Here is a 24,585-nt window from a genome sequence, read left to right on the forward strand (position 1 = left end):
ATTCCCAATGCGTGGCCGCCCGGCTAATGCTGGGGCATGCCACTCCATCTGATCAAGCTCGCCGTCGGCTGCGACTCCGTCAAGGAATTGAAGGAGTGGGTGGCCGAACGGATGCAGACCGCCAAGAAGAAGGGTCTGCCGCAACGTCACATCCACATCACGCGCATGGTCCCCAAGCGCGACGCCGAGATCCTGGCGGGCGGATCGCTCTACTGGGTGATCAAGGGCGAGATCGCCGCGCGCGAAAAGATCATCGGCATCGAGCCGTTCCGCGACAAGGACGGCATCGGCCGCTGCCGGATCGTGATGCAGCCGAAGGTGATCTCGGTGTCGCCGCGGCCGATGCGCCCGTTCCAGGGCTGGCGCTATCTCACCGACGATTCCGTGCCGCCCGATCTCGGCAAATCCGCCGCCGGCTCGATCGCGGCCATGCCGGAGCCGATGCGGCGCGAGCTGCGCGATCTCGGGCTGCTCTGACGAGCCCGCTTAGGGCGATGTGACGATGTGGAGCCGCGCCAGGTCGGCCGGCGCCATCACCATCGGGCGTCCGCCTTCGCCGATGCCGTCGACGATGTCGACCAGTGCGGGCTCGACGCCCATCTCGAGCAGGTATTTGCGGTACTGCTCGCCAAAGATCACGGTCAGGCTCTCGCGCTGCTCGGGTGCGACGTTGGGGGCGCGGCGGTTGCGGATCGAGCGGCCCGTCAGCACCACCTTGGCGCCATCAGGGAGACTGCGATGCACGCCGCCCGCGAGCATGAGGACGCAGGCGAGATCGCAGGCCGGATCCGGCATCGACACCTTGGCGTCGAGCGGGCCGCCCGGACGCTTCAGCGCAAAACACTCCGTCTCGGATTTGCCGGCACAGGCTTCGACCTCGGTCGCGCCTGCGGTGGCATCGAGGCCGTGGTCGCGCAGGATGCGGCCCATGCTGACCGCAACATTGAGGTTGGACCCGCCCCAGCTATGGATGACGAGCGGCAGCTTGTGTCCCGCCTGGCGATCGAGGATCGCGATCAACCGCTTGTAGCTGTCCCATTGCACCGTTCCCTCGGCAGCGATCCAGTCGGAACAGCCTAATCCGCAGGCGCCAGCGGGGCCGTGGGCGACGTAGAAGATCATCGCGTCCGGCGGTGAGCCGTACGGGCCGATCGGCGGCCGTTGCTGCGCCGGCGCAGCGGTCGCTGCGACGAGCGCCAATAGGCCGCTCAAGGTCATCGTGCGGATGGATGACATGCCTTGCCGCTCGGCTCGTTCCCTCGCGCCGATCATCCATCCGGGCGAGGGCGCGTGCAAGTCGATCCCGCCGGTTACACCGCGATATTGTCGATCAGCCGCGTCGTGCCGAGCTTGGCCGCCACCAGGATCCGCAAGGGGCCGTCCTTGCGCGAGGTGACCGGCGCCAGCGTCTCGGCGTGGCGGGCTTCGAAATAGTCGAGCGCGAAACCGGCCGCCTTGATCGTCTCGGCGCCGCGCGCCATCGCGCTTCCGAGGGCTTCGCCCGCCTTGATCCGTCCGGCGCTGTCCTTCATGGCACGGTAGAGCGTGGTCGCGGTCTGCCGCTCCTCCGCCGAGAGGTAGACGTTGCGCGAGGACATCGCGAGCCCGTCGCGCTCGCGCACCGTGCGGGAGCCGATCACCCTAACGCCGAGGTCGAGATCCCGCGCCATCTGCGTCACCACCCGCAGCTGCTGAAAGTCCTTTTCGCCGAAGATCGCAACATCCGGCCGGCACTGCGTGAACAGCTTGCCGACGACGGTGGCGACACCTCCGAAGAAGTGCGGCCGGAAGCGGTCCTCAAGGCCGGCGAGCGCTGGTCCCTCCGGCACGATGCGGGTGGCAAAGCCGTCCGGGTACATGGCCTCGACGCCGGGATGCCAGACGATGTCGACGTCCTCGGCCGCGAGCTTGGCGATGTCGGCCTTCCAGGTGCGCGGATAGGCGCCGAAATCCTCGGTCGGTGCGAACTGGGTCGGGTTGACGAAGATCGACACCACGACGCGGGTGGCGCGCCGCTTGGCGAGGCGCACCAGCGACACATGCCCGTCATGGAGTGCCCCCATGGTCGGGACCAGCGCGATCGTGGCCTTTCGCTTGCGTAGATTGTCGACGGCGCGTCGCAGGGTGGGGACCGTGCGGGCGATCAAGGGGCTTCGTGACATCGGGACTCGAATCGGGACTCGAAGGGGGTGGGAATCGGCGCGGGCGCGGCCCGACGGCCGGCCGCCTAACCTTAACAAGCGGCGGTCGTGGACGCCATGCATCCGGATGCGGCACAGCAATTCGCATCGAGCCGCGCGCGATGTCGCGCGTGTGTGGGCTGGATCACAGACGCGCAGCGGCACTGCTACTCATGATGAAGAACGGCGCGTTGCGATTTGCATTACCTGTCACGCATTTCACTTGACCGCAGACGCGGTCAACTCGAAGATATTCGTTAGGGGTGTTGAGGATCGCAATGCTTGTGCAAGCTAGCCAAGGCCAATCCGGCTCGGCGCATGTGGTCGTGCTCGGCAATGAAAAGGGCGGCTCCGGCAAGTCGACCACCGCCTTGCACATCGCCGTTGCGCTTCTGAAGGCCGGCCAGCGCGTCGCCACCATCGACCTCGATTGCCGCCAGCAAAGCTTTACCCGCTACATCAGCAACCGCTCCGCCTGGGCCCGCCGCACCGGGCTCGGCCTCGAGCTGCCGGTGCATCGCTGCATCAAGCTCGGCGAGACCATGCAGATCGCCGACAACGAGAACTCCGAGTTCCAGCAGTTCATGGAGGCGGTCTCGGCGGTCGAGCGCAGCTTCGACTTCATCGTCATCGATACGCCCGGCACCGACAGCTATCTGATGCGGCTTGCGCACTCGATGGCCGACACCCTGGTGACGCCGATCAACGACAGCTTCCTCGACTTCGACGTGCTCGGCACCGTCGACCCCGCCAACTACGCGGTGACGGGCGAGAGCCATTACGCCGAGATGGTGCGCGATGTCAGGCGCAAGCGCCGCCAGCTCGACGGCGCGACCACCGACTGGATCGTCGTCCGCAACCGTCTGTCGATGCTCGGCTCCCGCAACAAGCAACTCGTTGCCGACGGCTTGAAGGATCTGTCGCTGCGGCTCGGCTTCCGCTACGTCGACGGCTTCGCCGAACGTGTCGTCTATCGCGAGTTCTTCCCGCGCGGCCTAACCGCGCTGGACGAGATCGACGAGGCCACGCTCGGCATGCGGCCCAATCTCGGCCATCTCACCGCGCGGGAGGAGGTGACCAGCCTGCTCCGCCAGCTCAAGCTGCCGCTCGACGAGCGCGGCCGCCGCCGCGCCGCCAACCGGGCCGAGTGGTTCAGTCAGGTCGACAAGCCGCTCGAGGTCCACGACATCCTCGGCGCCTGACGAGGGGCGGTATAGGACTACTTCCGCATCGATCCGCTTGGTCAGTTCCCAACGGAACCGGGCCCGCATTCGCCCGTTTTCACCTACGTTCGCTGCGAAATTGAACCGGATCGAGACGGGTTGCGTCCGACAGGGACCTGCACGCTGACGTAGCCGTAGGAGTACGGGTTGCCCAAGAATCGTGTGCGGCGCACAATGAAAGGGCTGTCAGCTCACAATATTTACGCTTCCTGTCACGTGGCTGTGACATATATTAGGGAATAGGCGACAAGGGGCCAAAGAGCCCCGGAAGAACACGATTTTCAACAGGGATTCAGGCCGCAAGAGCCTGAGGCTGAGGACGAAAATGAAGCGTGGAATTGCCGTTCTGGTTTCGGTCAGTGCCCTCTGCGGCATCGCTTATTTCACGGCGAGCAAGTGGGCGATCAAACACGAGACCATCACTTTCTACGACGCTTCGCGCGACAACCGTCCTGTGCCCGTCGACATCGCGGTGCGCCGTGACAAGGAAATGCAGGCCACTGCCGGCATGATCACGCTGCCGGTCGCGGTGATCAATCACGGCAACACCGTCAAGAACACCGAGTACGGCTTCCTCGCCAACATCTTCGCGGCGCGCGGCTATCTCGTCGTCAGCCCGCAGCATGATCTGCCGACTGATCCTCCGATGGTGACCAAGCCTGGCGAGCTCTATGTCGGCCGGCTGCCGCAGATCCTGCGCGGCGTCGCCAACATTCATCTCGCCATGCAAGAGATGAAGAAGGTTCAGCCCAACGCCGATTACGACAAGGTGACGATGGTCGGCCACTCCATGGGCGGCGACATCACGATGTACTTCGCCAAGCAGTATCCGGACGAGGTCAAGAAGGTCGTCACGCTCGACAATCTCCGTGTGCCCTTCGTCACCGCTGGCAAGTTCAAGATCCTGTCGTTCCGCTCCAAGGATCCCCAATTCAAGACCGATCCGGGCGTGATCCCCACGGACGAGGAGTGCGAGAAGGCCGGCATCCAGGTCGTGAAGACCGATTTCCAGCATAACGACATGCGCGACACCGGTCCGGACGACGCCAAGAACTCGATCCAGGGCATGCTCGACAAGTTCCTGAGCTCGACTGACAGCGAGGTGGCGCCGGTCGACACGCAATCGTCCCCGCCCAAGATTCTCGAGCCCGGTCCGGTCGCTCTGATGGCGCCTGCCAAGAGCTAACCTCTCGCTCCGGCCGATCCGATCTTTGAAGCCCCCGTCGGCGCCCGCCCGCGGGGGCTTTGCACATTGACCGGGCCGTCGTTGCTGACCACATTAGCTGCTCACGCAAGGCGAAGAGAAGAGATGTCGGGCGAACCGATCAAACCGCATGGTGGCGAGGCCGTCTCGGCGCGAGCGGACGGTGGGCTGCCGAAGGCAAGGACATCGACCTCGGAGGACATCGCCGCCTTCGTCGCCAGGGCACGCTCCCTGTCGCCGCATGCGCCCGGCGCGAAGGGGCGGCTGATCTTCGCGCTGGATGCGACGATGAGCCGGCAGCCGACCTGGGACATGGCCTGCGCGCTCCAGGCCGACATGTTCCGCGAAGCCGCGGCTCTCGGCAGTCTCGACATCCGGCTGGTCTATTATCGCGGTTTCAACGAGTGCCGCGCCACGGGGTGGATCTCCGACAGCAGCAAGCTTGCGACACTGATGAGCAAGATCGATTGCCGCGGCGGCGACACCCAGATCGGAAAGGTACTGAGCGAGGCGCGGCGCGAGGCGGTCGTCTCCGGCGTGCGCGCCGTCGTCTTCGTCGGCGACGCCATGGAGGAGAAGGTCGACGACCTCTGCGCCAAGGCCGGCGAGCTCGGCATGCTCAAGGTGCCGGTGTTCCTGTTTCAGGAAGGCGATGACACCGTGGCCGAGCGGACGTTTCGCGAGATCGCGCGACTGACCGGCGGCGCCTGGTGCCGGTTCGATCCCGGCGCGGCGGCGCAACTGCGCGAGCTGCTGCGCGCTGCCGCGGCCTACGCTGTCGGCGGCCGCGAGGCGCTGTTGAAACTGGCGAAGGGTGAGAGCGGCGCGGCCAGGCTGATCGGTCAGATGAAGTAGGCTAAAGCGTGATCCGGAAAAGTGCGCAGCGGTTTTCCGAAAAGGTCATGCGCAAACAACAAGCTAAAGCGCGATGACGATTCATCCTGATCTCATCGCGCTTTAAGCCGGCGCGGCCTGCGCCGGAGATGGCGCCGCGACCGGCGGCGGCAACAGCCGTCCCTGCAGGATCAGGCGCAGCGTGCCGAGGGCGGTCAGTCCGACCACGATGTTCGCGGCGCCAAACAGCCATGGCGCAAGCTGTGCGGTCGCGCCGGTATCGCCATGTCCGACCATCCGGACCGGTGCGATCGCAAGCGCGGTCGCGCCGAACGTAAAGCTCCAATAGGACACCGAGAACGGCTGCTCCATGATCCAGGGCAGCAGGCGGAGCAGCAAAAGCGCCATCATCAGCCCATAGCCGACCAGGACATGCGCGACCATGTCGGGCACGCCGCCATTCATCGCGAGATAGGCGACCGCGCCGACCGAGGGGGGCGCGAGCTGGATGCCAAGCGTCGGCCGCAACGCGACGGGAAGCGTCGCGGCGGTGTAGAGCCGGTGCAGCAGCACGGATTCGATCGCTAGCCAGGAAAAGAAGGCGACGCCGAAAGCCAGTTGTCCCCAATCGGGGTAGCCGAGCGCCGAGGCAACGCCAGCGGTGACGAAGCCGCCGGCAACGGTGGGCAGATAAAGGACCGGTGTCGTTGCGGTGTGATCGCGGTTACCGCGCCACAACAGCCCCGTCCGCCACAGCGCGAAACCGAGTGTGAACGCGGCGCCAGAGCCGAACAGCATGAGGGCGGCAAGATGCGAATAGGGCTCGGCTGCGATTGCGATCAGCATGGTCGAGACACCGGCAAGACCGATGAAGCAGCACTGCACGGGGTGATGGGCTTCGCTGAGCGACTCGGCACGCGCAAAAATCCAGCGCAGGGCGAACAGGACGATCAGCAGCGCCCAGACGATGGACGCAAGGCCGAGCAGGATTTCGCCGACGATCGCCGGCAGTTGCCAGACTTGGTGCGCCGCGCGCCAGGCATTGCCGAGGCCCGCAAGCCCAAGCACGATGCCGAAGAAGGCGGCTGGCACGATCGGCGGCTTGAATCCGTTGCTCATGGTCTCCCCCAACAGCTCGCTCATACCTCTACGGTGCTGATGCGGTCCTAGTTACCGCTGGGCGTGCCGGAATGATCGGACAGGGCGCTTATCGGCAAACGAACGTCTCGTGTCATCAGCCGATCGTGGACGTGAGCGAAGGACGCCATGCTTTTTGACAACAGGGCGACTATATTCCGGCCATGACCCTGATCGCCGGCGCTGTCGCCGTTATCACGCTCTATCTGCTGCTCCAGATGTTCCGCTCCGCCAATCCGGCGGTGCTGGCGCGCACCATCAAGTTTGGCGGCGGCGTCGTCGCGCTGGCCGTCGCGGCCTTCACGGGTCTGCGGGGTGAGTTGGCGGTGGCGATCCCGCTCGGAATCATGGGAGCTGGGCTGCTCGGCTGGACGCCGCTGGCCAACGCGGGCTTCGGCAATGTCGGCGGGCTGTTCGGCGGCGGCGGGACGCGTCCGACCGGCCAGGCCTCGCGCGTGCGCTCGCAGTTCCTGGACATGCGGCTCGACCACGATTCCGGCCAGCTCGCGGGCCAGATCGTCGCCGGGCCCAATGCCGGGCGCGACCTCGACGAGTTCGATCTCGCTGGTCTGTTGGCGATGGTCCCGGCGTTCGACGCCGAGAGCGTGGCCTTACTTGAAAGCTATCTGGACCGCCGGTTTCCCGCTTGGCGTCAGAACGCGCAAAGCGATGCGGCAGGGCGGCAGCGCGGCGCGGCGCCGGGCGGCAAAATGACGGCGGAGGAAGCCTATCAGATCCTTGGCTTGCAGCCGGGCGCGGGGCGCGACGACATCAGCCGGGCTCACAAGTCCCTGATGAAGAAACTCCATCCCGACCAGGGGGGCTCGACGTATCTCGCTGCCCGTGTAAACGAGGCCAAGGATACTCTGCTTCGTACGCATAACGGCTAACTCCGGCAACACGCCACAAACGCCCGTACCGCGTCAGCTCCGCTTCTCCGTTTACCGTCGCCCTGATGCCCGCCATTATCGGCGCGGTCGATCCCTTGCGTAAAGTTTTAACCGTAAAATCTTGACGAGAGGTTGTCGTGGAACAGCCTTTGGCGTCACCGCATCGCAAACGAAAAATGCCCGCGCAAGGCGCGGGCATTTGCTCTGGGAAAGGTCCGGCAGGTCAGTTGCGGACCGTGATGCAGGAGATTTCGGCGCGCTTGAGGGCGCGGCAGACGGCCTCGGCCTGGTCGCGCTCGAGCCCGGCGAAGCGGGCGCGGTAGAGCTTGCGATTGTCCTTGGCGACCACAGGCTCGGTGAACGGATCGGCCTTGCTGAGCAGGCCGCGGGCCGAGTTGCGCGCCGCGTCGATGCGATGCTGGGCTTCGGTCTCGCTCTCGAGCGCGCCAACCTGGACGATCCAGCCGCTATGGGTGACGACCGGCTTGGTGGTGGCGCTCATCTGGATCGGCTGCGGCGCCGGATCGGCGGACGCGAGCTTCGCAGCCGCCGGGGCAGGAGCGGCGGCGGTTCCGGCCGGCAGCACGCCGAGGATGCCGTTGCCGGTGCCAAAGCCCGCCGGCTGACGCGGCAGCTCGGCGCGGGCGACCTCAGCCTTCGGCGCTTCCGGCTGGTTCTGGGGCTCGGGCTTGTTGATCAAATCGGCCCGGGCGACGACGGCACCGGAGGTTTCCGCAACGTCGGAGCGAGCCGCAATCGTACTGGTAACCTGCGGAGCGACCGGAGCCGGGGCGGCGGAGGCGACCTTCACGGCGCCGGCCTTGACCTGGACGGTCTTGACCCGGACCGGTTTCATCGGCTCGGACGAGCCGGGAATGATCGAGAGCGGCTGGCTCGAGATCACGCCATTGGTGAGCGGCGCGGGCTCGATCTTGGATTCGGTCGGCCGGACTTCAGGCTTGGGCTGAGCCGGCGGCATCGCCGCGGTCGCAGCGGCGAGCGTCGACAGGCGCGAGGCGAGACGCTGTTGGGCAGTCTCGGGAGCCGGGGCGGCCGCGGCCTGGACCTGCGGCGCGGGGCGGGCCGGGGTGTCCGAGGCATCGGCAACGTCGCTGCTCGCGTCTGCGCCGTTGCGTTCGGTGACCGCGGCGACGGTGTGGGTGGTTGCGCCCTTCTCGAGATTCTCGGCGAGCAGGTTGCGCATGATCGCGTCGCGCGAGCCGCCGCTGCGGCCGCCGAGCACCACGCCGATCAGGTGGCGGTTGCCGCGGCGCATCGAGCTCACGAGATTGAAGCCGGAGGCGCGGGTGTAGCCGGTCTTGATGCCGTCGACGCCCTCGACGCTGCCGAGCAGGTGATTGTGGTTGCGGATCGACTGGCCGCGCCAGTTGAACGTCGAGGTCGCGAAATAGCGATAGTAGCGCGGGAAGCGCTCCTGGATGGCGCGGCCGAGGGTGGCCTGGTCGCGTGCGGTCGTGACCTGCTCGTCGTTGGGAAGGCCGTTGGCGTTGCGGTAGACTGTCCTGGACATGCCGAGCGAGCGCGCCTTGCGCGTCATCATCGCGGCGAAATCGTCCTCGTCGCCGGCGATCGCTTCGGCGATGACCACGGCGGCGTCATTGGCGGAGCGGGTGACGAGACCCTTGATCGCGTCCTCGACGCGAATGGTCTGGCCGGCGCGCAGGTTCAGCTTGGTCGGATCCTGATCGGCGGCGTGCTGCGACACCGGCATCTCGGTGTCGAGCTTCATCTTGCCGGACTCCAGACGCTCGAACAGCAAGTAGAGCGTCATGATCTTGGTCAGCGAGGCGGGATGGCGGATCCCGTCAGGGCTGGTCGCCTGGAGCACGGAGCCGGAATTGCCATCGACGATGATAGACGCGAATTTGGGGCTGGAGCTCTCGGAGACATCGCGCTGCACCCGATGGCTCACGTGATGGCGGCGATGGCGCCGCGCCTCGGCCGCGTCGGTGGTGAAGATGACTGCGGTGGTGACTGTAAGAAGCCCGAAAACGCCGACCCGCGCCAAGCGCGAGGAAGACAAGCTTTTACGAAGCATGGAACCCCGTCCCCGTTTCTCACTTGATCACCGGCTCGTGAGGCGAAATTGTGCCCACTGGACCCGGGATCATTACCTGCTCAAGCTGTCCCTCCGCTGGCGTTCGCCACGGGAGACGTTCGGCCTGAGCCGCTGTTCTGGCTAAGGTGATGTTCTCAAACGGCTTTTGACCGCCTGCGGAAGCTGAACACGTCCAGGGAATCAGGGTAGGGCGCCGCGGTTTCCAAAAGCTTAAGGAACCATTGCGGGAACGCCCGGGAATTTCCGCGACTTGCATCCATTCTTGCATCTGCTTTTGTGCGTCGCACAAGATTCTTGACATTTTTGTGCGTTGCACTAATTGTGGGCAGAGTCAGGGAGCCGGGGCTTCCCGACGAGAGCCAGGGAAAAGGATTGCGAATGTTCAAGGTTGAAGACTTTCAGAACTACGGGAAAGAGCAGTTCGAGCAGTGCGTCGCCTCCGCGACCTCGGTGCAGCACGGCCTCCAGGCGATCGCGAGCGCCTATGGCGACTACACCAAGAAGTCGTTCGAAGACACCAAGTCCTTCGTCGAGAAGCTTTCCGGCGTGAAGTCGCTGGACAAGGCCATGGAAGCCCAGACCGATTTCGCCCGTTCCGCCTACGAGACCTTCGTCGCGGAATCGCAGAAGATCGCCGGCCTCTACAGCGACCTCGCCAAGCAGGCGTTCAAGCCGGTCGAGACCATCGTCTCGAAGTTCACCCCGGCCGCCAACTAAGCCTTCCCGGTCATCCTGGAATCAAAAAGCCCGGCTGATCCAGCCGGGCTTTTGTTGTTGTTGTTGTGGCGGGTGGCCTCAGCGCGCCACGCGCAGCTTGGACAGCGAGGTGCCGATGTCCTTGAACACCGAAACGGTCTGGTCCGCCGACGTGACCAGATAGAACTTGTCGGAGCTGCTGGCGCAATATTGCAGCACGCTCGAGGTCGCATCGTGGCCGGTGTTGACCTGCACCGTGTAGATCGTGATGTTCGCGGCCTTGGCGTTGTCGCACAGCTTCTTCTGCCGCGCGTCGATCTGCGAGGCATTGTTGTACCAGCGGTTCTGCGTGTTCAGACCGTCCGAGAGCAGCACGATCGCGTCCTTGTAGGTGTAGTTGGTGTCCTTGGCCGGCGCGTTCATGGGATCGCCGGTCGACAGCGTCATCCAGCCCCAGGCGAGCCCGATGCCCTGGTTGGTGTTGCCGGTCGGCTTCATGTTGTCGATCACGGTCTTGAGCGAGGACCAGTCGTAGCTCAGCGGCACGATCGGCTGCAGATAGGCCGAGCTTCCGGATCGGCAATACGAATATTGGTCGGCCGGGAACAGCGTCCCCGCATTGCCGCTGGTCGGCGTGGTGTTCTTGGTGTCGTAGTCCTGGTCGCGGTCGACCACGCAACCGGTCCAGGTGCTGTGATCGGCCGGCGTCCACTTCCAATTGTTGCAATTATTGTTGCTGCCCGATGTGCAACTCCAGCTGCCGTTGGCGGCGTCCCAGTCGCTGAAGTCGATCCAGTACTTGTTGTAATTGCTGGCGCCGACATTGACGTCCTTGGCGAACGGCACGATCGAGATGTAGACGTCGCCATTGGTCTTGGCGAGGGCGCTGAGCTGATCGACGAGGTTCTTGGCGGCGGTCTGCATCGCCGGCATCTTGCCGTCGTCGGCCATCGATCCGGTGTTGTCGAGCACCATGGCGACGCGCATGCGCACCAGGCCCCAGGCGCTGGTGGATGTGGTGCCGATGTCGAGCGTCGGGAAGCCGGCGATCTTCATGAAGCTGGTCGTGTAGGTGCCGCTTCCGGTGACCTGGATCGTCGAGCCCATACTGGTGCTCGCGGTGTAGGTGGCCGCGACGCTGACCGTCGGGATCGCGTTGGTGCCGGTGAACAGCGCGTTGAAATACTGCTGCGCCTTGGTGCTCAGCTGCGACGTGGTGATGGCACCGGTCGACAGGTCCTTGGAGAGCATCAGCGCGGTGGAGTCGAGGGCGGCCTGCATCGAGGTGCGGGCCTGGACTGCACGGCTGTAGTCGACCGCGGCGCCGATGAATGTCAGCACCGGGACCAGCGCGATGGCGAAGATCACGGCGATATTGCCTTGCTCGGCCGCTGCAAAGCGGGCGAGCTGTCGACCAAGACGGCGGATAACGGGCAGGCGAAACATGACGATCCCCGAAATCTGTAAATTTTGCCCGATTTCGCGCCAAGCCCTTGAACGGCAGGTAAACGGGGCCGTAGAAAACCGGAGATACCCCGCGAGAAACCGTCGCGGCCGCGTTGCAGCCGGGTTCCTGGTCAACAGGTTCTAAACGGGTGGGCGGAAATTTTTGTCAAATCGATCCGGATTGATTAACCTTGGCCAGGATCGCCCGGACCGGAGTCGGGACCGCCGCGGCCGCATCGGCCAGACCTTTGCACGCTTGCGGCGAGCCGGGGGCAGGCCCATATTGCTAGCGAACGATCCGGCTGGACCGGATCCGTCGGGAGCGGCGATCCAACAAGGCGGCGCGCCAGTGCGAAGCTCCGGAGGGCGGGGTTGCGCGGCGAGCCGTAATCCGCTTCCGTTGGGAATTTGAACACCTGAGCCATGCCGCACCTGTCTTCCAGACTCGACCTGTCCGCGCCAGCCGCTGCCCACGCTCCGCGTATGAGCAATGACGACAACCGCTCGGGCGGCCCGACTGCGCCGAGCACGTCGGTCATCACCAAGGTCAAGCCCAAGACCAAGCGGCCGAACCTGTATCGCGTGCTGATCCTGAACGACGACTACACGCCGATGGAATTCGTCGTCCACGTGCTCGAGAAGTTCTTCCAGAAGGATGTCGAGGCTGCGACCAAGATCATGCTGCACGTCCATCACCACGGCATCGGCGAGTGCGGGGTGTTCACCTACGAGATTGCCGAGACCAAGGTGACGCAGGTGATGGATTTCGCCCGCAAGCACCAGCATCCGCTGCAATGCGTGATGGAAAAGAAGTAATCGCGCGTCGCGTTCCTTAGAGTGGTTCTGTTTGTGTGGTGTGTGACGGCAGCAGATCCCGCTGCATGATCCGACGAACATCGGCGCGCGCGTCAATCCTGCCCAAATGGGTAGTCCTGCCCAAATCGGAACGGGTTTTGCATTGAAAATACCGCAGGCGTGTCGCTGCCGAGTCGCGGAACCGGTCTTTCGCCGCGATCTTGTATAACTATATGTGACAAAGGTTGTTGTTGCCTGACCGGGCGATGGCGATCATGATGGTGGGGGCCATAGAGGACGCGAATGCCGACTTTTTCCCAAAGCCTTGAACAATCCCTGCATCGTGCACTGGCGATCGCAAACGAGCGTCATCACCAATACGCGACGCTCGAGCATCTTCTGCTCTCTTTGATCGACGATTCCGATGCAGCTGCGGTCATGCGCGCCTGTAGCGTCGATCTCGACAAGCTCCGCACGAGCCTCGTCAACTATCTTGAGACCGAATTCGAGAATCTGGTGACGGATGGCGCCGACGATGCCAAGCCGACGGCCGGTTTCCAGCGCGTGATCCAACGCGCGGTGATCCACGTGCAGTCGTCCGGTCGCGAAGAGGTGACCGGCGCCAACGTGCTGATCGCGATCTTCGCCGAACGTGAAAGTCATGCAGCGTATTTCCTGCAAGAGCAGGACATGACGCGCTATGACGCGGTCAACTACATCAGCCACGGCATCGCAAAGCGGCCTGGTGTGTCCGAGGCGCGCCCGGTTCGCGGCGTCGACGAGGAGACCGAGGCCAAGGGCAACGAGGACGCCAAGAAGAAGGGCGAGGCGCTCGAGACCTATTGCGTCAACCTCAACAAGAAGGCGCGCGACGGCAAGATCGATCCGGTGATCGGACGCAATTCCGAGATCAACCGTGCGATCCAGGTGCTGTGCCGCCGGCAGAAGAACAACCCGCTGTTCGTCGGCGAAGCCGGCGTCGGCAAGACCGCGATCGCGGAAGGTCTCGCCAAGCGCATCGTCGACAGCGAGGTGCCGGAGGTTCTGGCGGCTGCAACCGTGTTCTCGCTCGACATGGGCACGCTGCTCGCCGGCACGCGCTATCGCGGCGACTTCGAGGAACGCCTGAAGCAGGTGCTGAAGGAGCTCGAAGCTCATCCCAACGCTATCCTGTTCATCGACGAGATCCACACCGTGATCGGTGCGGGCGCGACCTCGGGCGGGGCGATGGATGCCTCGAACCTGCTCAAGCCGGCGCTCGCCTCGGGCACCATCCGCTGCATGGGCTCGACGACCTATAAGGAATACCGGCAGCACTTCGAGAAGGACCGCGCGCTGGTGCGGCGCTTCCAGAAGATCGACATCAACGAGCCGACGGTCGAGGATGCGATCGCGATCCTCAAGGGCCTCAAGCCTTATTTCGAGGACTACCACCGGCTGAAATACACCAACGAGGCGATCGAGGCTGCGGTGCAGCTGTCCTCGCGCTACATCCACGACCGCAAGCTGCCCGACAAGGCGATCGACGTGATCGACGAGTCCGGTGCGGCGCAGATGCTGGTGGCCGAGAACAAGCGCAAGAAGACCATCGGCATCAAGGAGATCGAGACCACGATCGCCTCGATGGCGCGGATCCCGCCGAAGAGCGTGTCGAAGGACGATGCCGAGGTGCTCAAGCATCTCGAGCAGACCCTGAAGCGCACCGTGTTCGGTCAGGACAGGGCGATCGAGTCCCTTGCCGCTTCGATCAAGCTGGCGCGTGCCGGCCTGCGCGAGCCGGAGAAGCCGATCGGCTGCTACCTGTTCTCGGGTCCGACCGGCGTCGGCAAGACCGAGGTCGCCAAGCAGCTCGCGGCGACGCTCGGCGTCGAGCTGCTGCGCTTCGACATGTCCGAATACATGGAGCGGCACACCGTGTCGCGCCTGATCGGCGCGCCTCCCGGCTATGTCGGCTTCGACCAGGGCGGCCTGCTCACCGACGGCGTCGACCAGCATCCGCATTGCGTCGTGCTGCTCGACGAGATCGAGAAGGCACATCCTGATCTCTACAACGTGCTGCTCCAGATCATGGACCACGGCCGGCTCACCGACCACAACGGCAAGCAGGTCAACTTCCGCAACGTGATCCTGATCATGACCACGAATGCGGGCGCGGCGGATCTCGCCAAGCAGGCGTTCGGCTTCACGCGCTCGAAGCGGGAAGGCGACGACCACGAGGCGATCAACCGGCAGTTCGCGCCGGAATTCCGCAACCGTCTCGATGCCATCGTCTCGTTCGGCCATCTCAGCGTCGAGGTGATCGGCACCGTCGTCGAGAAGTTCGTGCTTCAGCTCGAGGCGCAGCTCGGCGATCGCGACGTCACCATCGAGCTGTCCGAACCCGCCAAGGCCTGGCTGGTCCAGCACGGTTACGACGAGCAGATGGGTGCGCGTCCCATGGCACGCGTGATCCAGGAGCACATCAAGAAGCCGCTGGCCGACGAGGTGCTGTTCGGCAAGCTCAAGGGCGGTGGCCACGTCCGCGTCGTCCTCGTCAAGGACGAGGCCGACGAGACCAAGGACAAGATCGGCTTCGAGTTCGTCGAGGGCCCGGTCACGCCGAAGCAGGAAAAGCTGCCCGGCACCCGCAAGCGCCCGCCGGGCAAGTCCAAGCCGGGCGGCGGCCCCGGCGGCTCGAAGGGGCCGACCTCGAAGGGCCCGCTGGTCAAGGCTTGATCGCGAGCGACATGAATCGAAAAGGCCGGCTGCAAAGCCGGCCTTTTTGTTTTGGCGAAGCCGGCAGCGCCTCGCTCTAAACCAGGCGTCGCGCGCTCAATCGCCCTTCATCCGCTGCCCGTCCTGCACCCGCACATGCTCGGCGCCGCGCGCGCCGGTGGGCGACAGGCGCAACATGCTGAGCAGTGCGCCGCATAGCGCAAAGCCGACGGCGGCCAGCAGCGCGATCCTGGTTCCTTCCTGCGGATAGCGGCCGAGGAACAGCGCGACCAGGGCAGCGCCGGTGGTCTGGCCGAGCAGCCGGGCGGTGCCGAGCATGCCGCTGGCGCCGCCCGTGCGCTCGCGCGGGGCGGCGGCGATCATGGTGCGGTTGTTCGGCGTCTGGAACAGGCCGAAACCGAAGCCGGCGAGCGCCATGCGCCAGGCGATGTCGAAGGCGCCGGGCTCGGCCGGCAGCATGGCGAGCGAGGCGAGCCCGCCTGCGAACAGCAAGAGGCCAATGCCGCCGAGCAGGCCGGCCGGGTAGTGCTCGACCAGCCGCCCGGCGAGCGGGGCGGCGAACGCAACCGTGATCGGCCAGGGCGTGATCAATAGCCCCATATGCACGGCCGAATAGCCGAAGCGGCTTTGCAGGTAGAACGGGATCGCGACGAAGGCGAGCATCTGGGCGCAGAAGGAGGCGATCGAGGTCGCGATCGACAGCGCGAAGATCGGGATGCGCAGCAGATCAACCGGCAGCAGCGGCGCGGCCATATGCGTCTCGCGCCAGATCAGGGCGGCGCCCGCGACCGCGGCGATGGCGAATTCGATCAGGCAGGTGAGAAGCGGCTCGCCATGGCCGACGCTGTCGACCGCGAAAATGCCGACGCCGAAGGTGACGGCGCTCAGCCCCGCGCTCTGCCAGTCGAACGAATGCGCCGCGAGGCGCGTGTGCGGCAGGCACCGCGCCCCGAGGACAACCGCGACCGCACCGATCGGCACGTTGATCGCGAACAGCCAGGGCCAGCTGCCCACGGCCAGGATGCCCGATGCCAGCGTCGGCCCGACCGCCGCCGATACCGCCACGACGAGCGCGTTGCGCGCAATGCCGCGCCCGAGCAGCGCATGCGGATAGGTAAAGCGCACCAGCGCGGTGTTGACGCTCATGATGCCGGCCGCGCCAAAACCCTGGATGATGCGCGCGATCGTCAGCATCGGCAGCGATTGCGCGACCGCGCAAAACGCGGAGGCGATGGTGAACAGTGCAAGTCCGGCCAGGTAGACGCGCCGGTAGCCCACGATCTCGCCGAGCGAGGCGAGCGGCAGCAGCGAGATGGTGATGGCGAGCTGGTAGCCGTTGACGATCCAGATCGAGAAGGCCGGGCTCGCCTTGAGGTCGGCCGCGATGGTCGGCAGCGCCACATTGGCGATGGCGCCGTCAATCACGGACATCGTGATGCCGAGCGCGATGGTGAGAATGGCCCATCGGCGCTGCGGCAGCGGCAGGCCGTCGGCCTGCTCGATCGTGACTGTCGACATTGTGAGCGGCGTCTGGTTTGGCGAATCAAACGTGCCAGCTGGCGGAGTATTGCGCCAACCGGACAGGACCGCGATAGTTCCGCAACCGGTCTCCACGACCGGCGTGGTCATCTTGCGCCAGATGTAGAGCTCAATAAGCCCGCGCCGAGGCAGATCGACCGGCTGCTAGACCGCCGGTGGATTACGGTCCGTGAAGGTCACGCGCTGGTGCCAATAGGGATAGGGTAGCGTCACCTTGCTCGCCTCATCGAGCTTGGCGATCTGGTCCTTGGTCAGCGACCAGCCGACCGCGCCGAGATTCTCGCGCAGCTGCGCCTCGTTGCGCGCGCCGATGATCAGTGTCGACACCGTCGGACGCTGGAGCAGCCAGTTCAGCGCGATCTGCGACACGCTCTTGCCGGTTTCCTTCGCGACCTCGTCGATCGCATCGACCACGCGATAGACGTGCTCGTCCGGCACGGGCGGACCAAACTCGGCCGTCTTGGGCAGGCGGCTCACCTCGGGCTTCGGCTGGCCGCGGCGGATTTTTCCGGTGAGGCGTCCCCAGCCGAGCGGCGACCAGACAACGGCGCCGAGCCCCTGGTCGAGGCCGAGCGGCATCAGCTCCCATTCGTAGTCGCGTCCGATCAGCGAATAGTAGGTCTGATTTGCGACGTAGCGCGGGAAGCCGTGCTTGTCGGCGACTGACAGCGATTTCATCAGGTGCCAACCCGAAAAATTCGAGACGCCGACATAGCGGATCTTGCCGGCGCGCACGAGCACATCGAGGGTGCTGAGCACCTCCTCGGGCGGCGTGAAGGCGTCGAAGCCGTGGAGCTGGAACAGGTCGATGTAATCGGTGCCGAGCCGGCTCAGCGAGGCGTCGATGGCGGTGAGCAGATGCTGCCGCGACGAGCCGATGTCGTTGGGGCCATCGCCGAAGCGGAACGTCGCCTTGGTCGAGACCAGCACCTTGTCGCGGCGGCCCTTGATGGCTTCGCCGAGAACGCGCTCGGATTCGCCGAGCGAATAGACGTTCGCGGTGTCGAACATCGACACGCCAGCCTCGAGGCAGATATCGAGAAGACGCCGCGCTTCGGTTGCGTCCGTCGTGCCCCAGGCGGCAAGGCGGCCGACGCCGCCGAACGTGCCGGTCCCAAGACTCAAAGCGGGCACCATGAGGCCTGACCGGCCCAAGCGTCGGTATTCCATTGATCTGCTCCTCGGCCGGCCGCTGATTGATCAGTGCGGCCTTGGGGTGCAATGGTAATGCAAGTACGCGCGCTGTCCTACGCCACGCTCACATACCGGCCTTGCTTGGAAACGGCCTAGTCGTGCAGACGCATGTCATCGAGTGCGGCATCGGCAACGCGTGGACCGGGCGTCTTTGCCGAAGACTGCGCCTCGACCTGTGTCGCGGCCGCCGGAAAACAGGCGACTTCGGTGTCACGCGCCTGCCGCGGCAGGAGCGTCAGGCTCCAGCCCACCAGGACGAGGACTGCGAGCCGGATCGCGATCACACCCAGCAGCAGCTCAGATCCGCTTATCGTGCCGTGAGTCCTCATGTGGGCCAGCCTGATCCAGGCTGCGAGGCAAGACAATCTGGAATTGGCGAGCATTGCCTTCGCTTACGGCGAAGGCTCGAGGTGATGGCTGACCGTCAGTGCCGCAGCTGGCTCTGCCGGAAGTCGCGCGGCGACATCCCAAAATGCTCACGGAAGACGCGGCCGAAATGCGAGAGGTCGTTAAAGCCCCAGGCAAACGCGATCTCGCTGATGTGGCGGTGCGCAAGCACGGGCGAAGCGAGGTCGCGCCTGCATTGGGCGAGACGCTCGGCAAGCACATAGCGCTGGAACGACATGTCCTCGTCGGCGAGCAGATCGTTGACGTAGCGCGGCGAGATGCCGAGTGCGGCGGCGGTTTCCGCCGGCGAGAGTTCGGGATCGGAGAGGCGCGCGCGGATGTGCGCCTTCAGCCGGTAGAGCAGGGCGGAACGGTGAGTCGAGGACGGCAGGGATGCCTTGCCAAGCCGTTCGCTCAGTGCCATCGCCAACAGATCGACGGCCTGCTCCGACAAGGCCGCGGCATGATCCGGCGCAAGCTGGTCCGCGCTCTGGCAAAGCCGGAAGATGAAATCGTACGCCAGCCTCTCCAGCGGTGCGTCAGCCCCGAACGACATCGCAGTGAGCGTCTCGGTGGCGCCGAGTCGCCGCTGCAACATCTCGCGCGGCACCTTGAAGATGGTCTGCGTGAAGGCGTCGTTGAACTTCAGCTCATAGGGCCGCGTGGTGTCGTAGAGCGCGAATTCGCCGGGATGGATCACGGTCTCGCGGCCGTCCTGCACCACGCCGCCGTGACCGCGGTTGCCGAGCGCGACGAGCACGAAATCCTGATCCGAACGCGCGATGCGCGAGGGCGTGCGGAACACGTGCTGGCGGTCGGAGCAGACCTCCGAGCACACCGCCTTGCCGAGCGGGGCCTGCGTGACCGAGCCGCGAAAGGCGCTGCCGAGATCGGACTTGCAGTCGAGCCCGACGAAGACGTCGCAGACGATGTCCTGCCACAGCGCCAGCCGCCGGTAGCCGGGGCTGCCGTCTGTCGTGAACTGGATTGGCATCGGCAAGCCTCCCTTTCACATCCTGCAAAACTGCATGCTGGCGCGGATCGAGCCTTGGCGGAGGCAAATTCCGTACCGGGTCGGCGCTTCCGTCCAGTCGAGTTTTTGTTCCGCCGCGGTCGAGCGCGCGGCCGCCCGGCTTGGCCAAATAGACTGCATCGGACGTGGCTTCCGATCAACCGGCAATGGAGGCGGGAATGGGCATCGAACATCCGAAATACAAGGTGGCGGTGGTGCAGGCGGCGCCGGTCTGGCTCGATCTCGACGGCTCGATCGACAAGTCGGTCGCGCTGATCAGGGAGGCCGCCGAGAAGGGCGCCAAGCTGATCGCCTTTCCCGAGGCCTTCATACCCGGCTATCCCTGGCACATCTGGATGGACTCGCCGGCCTGGGCGATCGGCCGCGGCTTCGTGCAGCGCTATTTCGACAATTCGCTGGCCTATGACAGTCCGCAGGCCGAGCGGCTGCGCGAGGCCGTGCGGAAAGCGCGGCTCACCGCTGTGATCGGCCTGTCCGAGCGCGACGGCGGCAGCCTCTATCTCGCGCAATGGCTGATCGGGCCCGACGGCGAGACCATCGCAAAGCGCCGCAAGCTGCGGCCGACCCATGCCGAGCGCACGGTCTATGGCGAGGGGGACGGCAGCGATCTTGCTGTCCACGCGCGGCCCGACATCGGGCGCCTGGGGGCGCTGTGCTGCTGGGAGCATCTCCAGCCGCTGTCGAAATACGCGATGTATGCCCAGAACGAGCAGGTGCATGTCGCGGCCTGGCCGAGCTTCTCGCTCTACGATCCGTTCGCGCCAGCGCTCGGGGCGGAGGTCAACAACGCGGCCTCGCGCGTCTATGCGGTCGAAGGCTCCTGCTTCGTGCTCGCGCCTTGCGCGACCGTCTCGCAGGCGATGATCGACGAGCTCTGCGACCGGCCCGACAAGCACGCGCTGCTGCATGCCGGCGGCGGCTTTGCCGCGATCTACGGCCCCGACGGCAGCCAGATCGGTGACAAGCTGGCGCCGGACCAGGAGGGCCTCTTGATCGCCGAGATCGATCTCGGAGCCATCGGTGTCGCCAAGAATGCGGCTGATCCCGCCGGGCACTATTCGCGGCCGGACGTGACGCGGCTCCTGCTCAACAGCAAGCCCTACAAGCGCGTCGAGCAGTTTGCACTGCCGGTCGATACCGTCGAGCCCACGGACATCGGCGCGGCGGCGAGCTGATCGCCGAGAGCAAGGGGAGAGCACGATCATGGAATCCGCAATTCCTCTGCATCTCGAAACGGCGCGTACGCGCCACAAGCGCGTGCCTGATGACTACCAGCCGCCATATCCGTCCTTCGTGGCGCGCTACAAGCCGGCCGTGAGCCGCGTCGTGATGGCCTATTTCGGTATCCAATATCGCGGCACGGCGCCGGCGGCCGCAACAGCGGCGCTGGAAGACATCGCCGGGCTCTTCGTGGAGAACGGCCCACCGCATTGGGACCGCGCGCATTATGTCGACCAGGCCGGCTACGAGACCATCGTCTCGGTGGCCTATTGGGACGACGTCGCGCGCTTCGACGCCTGGTTTGCGCCGGCGCGCGAGGCCTGGACTGGAAAGCCGCGCGAAGGCATCGGCACCTTCATCGAGGTGCTGCGTCCTGCCGTCGCGCGGCACGAGACGCTGTTCTCCTCGCCCGACCGGCCCGAAGGCGTCGCCGTCATCGCAGGCGGCATGAGCGGCGAGATACAGGAGCACGCTTATTGGGGCGGCATGCGCGATCGCATTCCGCTGTCGCAGACCGATCCGATGTCGCCGGGCGGTGCGCCTGAGCTGATCCGCGATGGCGCGCGACTCCGCGTCAAGGCACACGATAATCTGTGCCTGATCCGCTCGGGGCAGGACTGGAGCGATACCGAGGCGTCCGAGCGGAAGCTCTATCTCGACGACGTCGAGCCGGTGCTGCGTGAGGGCATGGATTTTCTGCGCGACGACGGCCTTGGCATCGGCTGCTACGCCAACCGCTACATGCGCGTGCTCGCGGATGACGGCAGCGCGAGCGAAAAGTCCTACGGCCAGAGCTGGTGGAAGAGCCTCGCTGCGCTCGAGCGCTGGGCGGAGTCGCATCCGACCCATGTCAGGATCTTCGGCGCCGCGATGAAATACCTCTCGACGCTCGGGCCGTCAGCCAAGCTGCGGCTTTATCACGAGGTCACGGTGGCTGCCGCGGACGAGCAGTTCTTCGAGTATCGGAACTGCCACGCGAGGACCGGCATGCTTGCGGCGGTGGAAACCGTCAGCGCCTAAAGCGCGATGAGATTAGGATGAATCGTCATCGCGCTTTAGCTTATTGTTTGAGCATGATCTTTTCGGAAAACCGCTGCGCACTTTTCCGGATCATGCTTTAGGCCACGCAGTGGCCGAGCAGCTCGGGATGCGCGGCGCAGATGTGATGCGCGCCGGCATCCCGCAGCTCGGCCTCGCTGCCATAGCCGTAGAGCACACCGATCGCGGTCATGCCGTTGGTGCGCGCGCCGACCACGTCATGGCTGCGGTCGCCGATCATGATCGCATCGGCGGGATCGACCTTGGCCTCGTCGAGCGCATAGCGCAGCAGGTCGCGCTTGTCGACGCGCGTGCCGTCGAGCTCGGAGCCGAACACGCGCTCGAAATAGGGCCGCAGGCCGAAATGATCGACGATGCGGGTGGCATAGACTGCCGGCTTGCTGGTCGCCACGAACATGCGCTGATGCGTCGCGGCAATCGAGGACAATGTGTCCTTGATCCCGCCATAGGCCTCGTTCTCGAACAGGCCGACATCGCTGAAGCGCTCGCGATAAAGCAGGAGCGCGCGGTCGGCGAGTTCCGAGCTGCCGGTGAGCTTCTCCAAGCTGGCATGCAGGGGCGGGCCGATGCACCAGGTCAGCTCGTCCTCGCTCGGCACCGCGACGTTCAGCCGCTCCAGGGCGTACTGGATCGAGCGGGTGATCCCGGGTTTCGGGTTGGTCAGCGTGCCGTCAAGATCAAAATAGATTGTTTGCATCCGGGCCCGTCCCCTTGGGGTAAGACGGGTCCGTTGCTAGTCGGATCAGGCGTCAAGTCAAGGCCCGTCGCGTCATTGCTGCCGGGCCCATGCGACGATCGCTGCGGCGTCTGGACCGGCCTGGGCTTCCCAGGTGGCGATCGTGCCGGTCGCGGCGTTGCGGAGCGCTCCGATGAGAGATTGCGGCGCGGGCTCGGCGATGGTGACGCCGTTGTCGCGCATGCGCGCGTAATTTTCGGCGGTGCGATGGGCGAGCAGCGCGAACTGGCTCTGCTCGGTCTCGGCCGCGGCCGCCATCACCTCGCGCTGCATCGGCTCGGACAGCTCCGCGAACGCTTCGCTGCGGACGAAGGCGATCGAGATCGGCATCGCATAATTGATGGCCGTGAAATGCGGCAGGAAGTCCCAGAGCTTGCGTCCCGCACCGCCATCGCCGGAGGTGAGGAAGGCGTTCAGCTGGTGTTCCTTCAGTCCGGCGAGCGCCTTGTCCATCGGTAGGAACTGCGCATTGGCGCCGGCGGTGCGCATCACCGCGCTGGAATTGGCGTCGTAGGCGCGCAAATTCAGCTTCGGCAAATCGTCGGCGCCGCCGAGCGCATGATCGGACCAGAGGCCCGTCGCCGGCCAGATCGTCACATAGAGCAGCTTCAGCCCGCGAGTGGCGAACGCCTTCTCGTAGAGCGTGCGGGCCCGCGCATTGGTGGCGCGCGCGACGTCGACCGATTGCACCAGGAAGGGCAGGGTGGACAGGCCGAGCACCGGGTCGAGGCCGGACAGCGCGCCCGCAAAGGCATCGCCACCGGCGATGCGGCCATCCAGCGCCGCTCGCGGCATCTCGCCTGAATTGATCTTGAGCTCGTTGTCGAACGCGCTCGTCACAGTCACGAAACCGTTTGTGCGCACTGCGACGCGATCGGCGAAAGTGGTGAGGCCAATGCCGGAAATGTTGTTTTGCGGGTATTCGGTGGTCATCCGCCAGCTGACTTGCGCCAGTGCCGGCGCGGCGGACAGGACGAGGGCGGCTAGGGCCAGGATCGCGCGGATCCGTTTGGCGGGGGAGTGCATTGGGAGAAACAGGTCAGGCAGCATATATTGGCAACTCGTCGAACCATGGCACGATGCCACAACATGGCGGATCATCTTGTCGCATGTGGCGCCGGTAGGCGCCACAGCGTTGCTTGGGCAGAGTTGGCGCGAATTGCGTCAATCCTCGTTGTCGCGCTGCTCGTCCCGACGTCGCAGGCGGCGGCGTGGGACAGCTCGCCGGCAAAGACCAATGTCGCTGTTCCCAGCGTCGAGGAGCTTGCGATGCCGCCGCCAAAGCCGGCGGATGCGCGCGAGAGTGACACGCGGGAATCGATCTGCCTGATCGTCGAAGCTGCGGCCCGCGATGCCAACCTGCCGCTGGAGTTCTTCGCCCGCGTGATCTGGCAGGAGAGCCGCTTCCAGGCCGATGCGGTGGGGCCGATGACGCGTAGCGGCGAGCATGCCCAGGGGATCGCGCAGTTCATGCCGGGCACCGCGAGCGAGCGCGGGCTGCTCAATCCCTTCAATCCTGTCCAGGCGCTGCCGAAGTCGGCCGAATTCTTGAACGAGCTGCGGAACCAGTTCGGCAATCTCGGCCTCGCGGCCGCCGCCTACAATGCCGGCCCGCGTCGGGTGCAGGAATGGCTCGCCGGCACCGGCGGCATGCCGGAGCAGACCCGCAACTATGTCTATGCCATCACCGGCGCGAGCGTCGATGCATGGGCCAAGGCCGGCAGCACCGGCAAGGGGCCGCCGAGCTCGCCGCCGACCAGCTGCCGCGATCTGATGGCGCTGCTCAAGCGCGCGCCAAATCCGTTCGTCGCCGAGCTCGAGCAGCATGTGGAGCTCGCCGCCGCAAAGATCTGGGGCGTGCAGCTCGCGGCCGGCTTCGACCGCAACAAGGCGCTGGCGATGTATTCCCGGGCCGTCACGAAGCTGAGCGCCGTGATCGGCGAGCGTGATCCGAGCCTGCTGAGCTCGGTGATGCGCAGCCGTGGCACGCGCGCGTTCTACCAGGTGCGCATCGGCGCGGACACCCGCAACGAGGCGGATGATCTGTGCAATAAGATCCGCAAGGCCGGCGGCGCCTGCTTCGTGCTGAAGAACCGGGGCGTGAGCGGGTAGGTCTGCTGTCTCCCCGCGCATGCCAGCCCCGCCGCGTGCTTCCTTGACGCGGGCCGCCGCATTGCCCGTTATGCAGGCACGATTCCGCAACCTCGGCCGGCCGT

Annotated in this window: 22 protein-coding genes; 11 read left to right on the forward strand and 11 right to left on the reverse strand. The window is 65.4% G+C overall.

What is annotated here, in order from left to right; all coding sequences use genetic code 11:
• Positions 1-36 precede the first annotated feature (36 nt).
• Positions 37-477 (forward strand): DUF1489 family protein, encoded by a 441-nt coding sequence (locus BRAGE_RS0112050; RefSeq protein ID WP_027559701.1) that lies wholly within the window; start codon positions 37-39, stop codon positions 475-477.
• A 9-nt stretch (positions 478-486) separates the two neighbouring features.
• On the opposite strand, the gene BRAGE_RS0112055 is transcribed toward BRAGE_RS0112050, so the two are convergent.
• On the reverse strand, positions 487-1,236 hold the full coding sequence (locus BRAGE_RS0112055; RefSeq protein WP_027559700.1) for a hypothetical protein: 750 nt from the start codon (positions 1,234-1,236) through the stop codon (positions 487-489).
• 74 nt (positions 1,237-1,310) lie between these two features.
• The gene (gene panC, locus BRAGE_RS0112060) at positions 1,311-2,162 is read right to left on the reverse strand and encodes a pantoate--beta-alanine ligase (RefSeq protein ID WP_027559699.1); all 852 of its coding nucleotides are present in this window, start codon (positions 2,160-2,162) and stop codon (positions 1,311-1,313) included.
• Positions 2,163-2,458: 296 nt separating this feature from the next.
• On the opposite strand from panC, the gene BRAGE_RS0112065 reads away from it, so the two are divergent.
• The 3 genes from BRAGE_RS0112065 (at position 2,459) to BRAGE_RS0112075 (ending at position 5,462) form a co-directional block, all read left to right on the forward strand.
• The gene (locus BRAGE_RS0112065) at positions 2,459-3,382 is read left to right on the forward strand and encodes a division plane positioning ATPase MipZ (RefSeq protein WP_027559698.1); all 924 of its coding nucleotides are present in this window, start codon (positions 2,459-2,461) and stop codon (positions 3,380-3,382) included.
• Between the two features lie 346 nt (positions 3,383-3,728).
• Positions 3,729-4,589, forward strand: a complete 861-nt coding sequence (locus BRAGE_RS0112070) for an alpha/beta fold hydrolase (RefSeq protein WP_027559697.1) — start codon at positions 3,729-3,731, stop codon at positions 4,587-4,589.
• A gap of 123 nt (positions 4,590-4,712) precedes the next feature.
• Positions 4,713-5,462, forward strand: a complete 750-nt coding sequence (locus BRAGE_RS0112075) for a hypothetical protein (RefSeq protein ID WP_027559696.1) — start codon at positions 4,713-4,715, stop codon at positions 5,460-5,462.
• Between the two features lie 102 nt (positions 5,463-5,564).
• Here BRAGE_RS0112075 and tehA read toward each other — a convergent pair whose 3' ends face one another.
• On the reverse strand, positions 5,565-6,560 hold the full coding sequence (gene tehA / locus BRAGE_RS0112080; RefSeq protein WP_167336497.1) for a dicarboxylate transporter/tellurite-resistance protein TehA: 996 nt from the start codon (positions 6,558-6,560) through the stop codon (positions 5,565-5,567).
• A 182-nt stretch (positions 6,561-6,742) separates the two neighbouring features.
• On the opposite strand from tehA, the gene BRAGE_RS0112085 reads away from it, so the two are divergent.
• On the forward strand, positions 6,743-7,468 hold the full coding sequence (locus BRAGE_RS0112085; protein ID WP_027559694.1) for a DnaJ domain-containing protein: 726 nt from the start codon (positions 6,743-6,745) through the stop codon (positions 7,466-7,468).
• A 223-nt stretch (positions 7,469-7,691) separates the two neighbouring features.
• Here the strand turns inward: BRAGE_RS0112085 and BRAGE_RS0112090 are convergent, their stop codons facing one another.
• A complete protein-coding gene (locus BRAGE_RS0112090; protein ID WP_027559693.1) occupies positions 7,692-9,527 on the reverse strand; it encodes a D-alanyl-D-alanine carboxypeptidase in 1,836 nt (611 codons plus the stop codon).
• 399 nt (positions 9,528-9,926) lie between these two features.
• Here BRAGE_RS0112090 and BRAGE_RS0112095 point away from each other — a divergent pair, with 399 nt between their 5' ends.
• A complete protein-coding gene (locus tag BRAGE_RS0112095) occupies positions 9,927-10,265 on the forward strand; it encodes a phasin family protein (protein WP_024341049.1) in 339 nt (112 codons plus the stop codon).
• Between the two features lie 78 nt (positions 10,266-10,343).
• Here BRAGE_RS0112095 and BRAGE_RS0112100 read toward each other — a convergent pair whose 3' ends face one another.
• Positions 10,344-11,690, reverse strand: coding sequence for a vWA domain-containing protein (locus tag BRAGE_RS0112100; protein ID WP_027559692.1), 1,347 nt, complete (start codon positions 11,688-11,690; stop codon positions 10,344-10,346).
• 483 nt (positions 11,691-12,173) lie between these two features.
• On the opposite strand from BRAGE_RS0112100, the gene clpS reads away from it, so the two are divergent.
• Both clpS and clpA read left to right on the forward strand, forming a co-directional pair.
• The gene (gene clpS, locus BRAGE_RS0112105; protein ID WP_027559691.1) at positions 12,174-12,506 is read left to right on the forward strand and encodes an ATP-dependent Clp protease adapter ClpS; all 333 of its coding nucleotides are present in this window, start codon (positions 12,174-12,176) and stop codon (positions 12,504-12,506) included.
• A gap of 282 nt (positions 12,507-12,788) precedes the next feature.
• The gene (gene clpA / locus BRAGE_RS0112110) at positions 12,789-15,200 is read left to right on the forward strand and encodes an ATP-dependent Clp protease ATP-binding subunit ClpA (protein ID WP_027559690.1); all 2,412 of its coding nucleotides are present in this window, start codon (positions 12,789-12,791) and stop codon (positions 15,198-15,200) included.
• Between the two features lie 96 nt (positions 15,201-15,296).
• Here clpA and BRAGE_RS48455 read toward each other — a convergent pair whose 3' ends face one another.
• The 4 genes from BRAGE_RS48455 to BRAGE_RS0112135 all read right to left on the reverse strand — a co-directional run bounded on the left by BRAGE_RS48455 (position 15,297) and on the right by BRAGE_RS0112135 (position 19,314).
• Positions 15,297-16,718 (reverse strand): MFS transporter, encoded by a 1,422-nt coding sequence (locus tag BRAGE_RS48455; RefSeq protein WP_051377849.1) that lies wholly within the window; start codon positions 16,716-16,718, stop codon positions 15,297-15,299.
• A 165-nt stretch (positions 16,719-16,883) separates the two neighbouring features.
• Positions 16,884-17,909: an aldo/keto reductase gene (locus BRAGE_RS0112120; RefSeq protein ID WP_027559689.1), complete on the reverse strand. Its 1,026-nt coding sequence runs from the start codon at positions 17,907-17,909 to the stop codon at positions 16,884-16,886.
• Between the two features lie 116 nt (positions 17,910-18,025).
• The gene (locus BRAGE_RS0112125; protein WP_027559688.1) at positions 18,026-18,262 is read right to left on the reverse strand and encodes a hypothetical protein; all 237 of its coding nucleotides are present in this window, start codon (positions 18,260-18,262) and stop codon (positions 18,026-18,028) included.
• Between the two features lie 95 nt (positions 18,263-18,357).
• On the reverse strand, positions 18,358-19,314 hold the full coding sequence (locus tag BRAGE_RS0112135) for a helix-turn-helix domain-containing protein (protein WP_027559687.1): 957 nt from the start codon (positions 19,312-19,314) through the stop codon (positions 18,358-18,360).
• A gap of 197 nt (positions 19,315-19,511) precedes the next feature.
• Here BRAGE_RS0112135 and BRAGE_RS0112140 point away from each other — a divergent pair, with 197 nt between their 5' ends.
• The gene (locus BRAGE_RS0112140; protein WP_027559686.1) at positions 19,512-20,528 is read left to right on the forward strand and encodes a carbon-nitrogen hydrolase family protein; all 1,017 of its coding nucleotides are present in this window, start codon (positions 19,512-19,514) and stop codon (positions 20,526-20,528) included.
• Between the two features lie 28 nt (positions 20,529-20,556).
• Positions 20,557-21,594 (forward strand): phenylacetaldoxime dehydratase family protein, encoded by a 1,038-nt coding sequence (locus BRAGE_RS0112145; protein ID WP_027559685.1) that lies wholly within the window; start codon positions 20,557-20,559, stop codon positions 21,592-21,594.
• 97 nt (positions 21,595-21,691) lie between these two features.
• Here the strand turns inward: BRAGE_RS0112145 and BRAGE_RS0112150 are convergent, their stop codons facing one another.
• Positions 21,692-22,330 (reverse strand): HAD family hydrolase, encoded by a 639-nt coding sequence (locus BRAGE_RS0112150; RefSeq protein WP_027559684.1) that lies wholly within the window; start codon positions 22,328-22,330, stop codon positions 21,692-21,694.
• 72 nt (positions 22,331-22,402) lie between these two features.
• Entirely contained in the window at positions 22,403-23,419 is a 1,017-nt protein-coding gene (locus BRAGE_RS0112155) for a TRAP transporter substrate-binding protein (protein WP_027559683.1), read from the reverse strand.
• A 39-nt stretch (positions 23,420-23,458) separates the two neighbouring features.
• Between BRAGE_RS0112155 and BRAGE_RS0112160 the strand changes: the two genes are divergently transcribed.
• Positions 23,459-24,481, forward strand: a complete 1,023-nt coding sequence (locus tag BRAGE_RS0112160; protein WP_051377851.1) for a lytic transglycosylase domain-containing protein — start codon at positions 23,459-23,461, stop codon at positions 24,479-24,481.
• Positions 24,482-24,585 lie beyond the last annotated feature (104 nt).

The organism is Bradyrhizobium genosp. SA-4 str. CB756, assembly GCF_000473125.1.
Taxonomy (GTDB): Bacteria; Pseudomonadota; Alphaproteobacteria; order Rhizobiales; family Xanthobacteraceae; genus Bradyrhizobium; species Bradyrhizobium arachidis.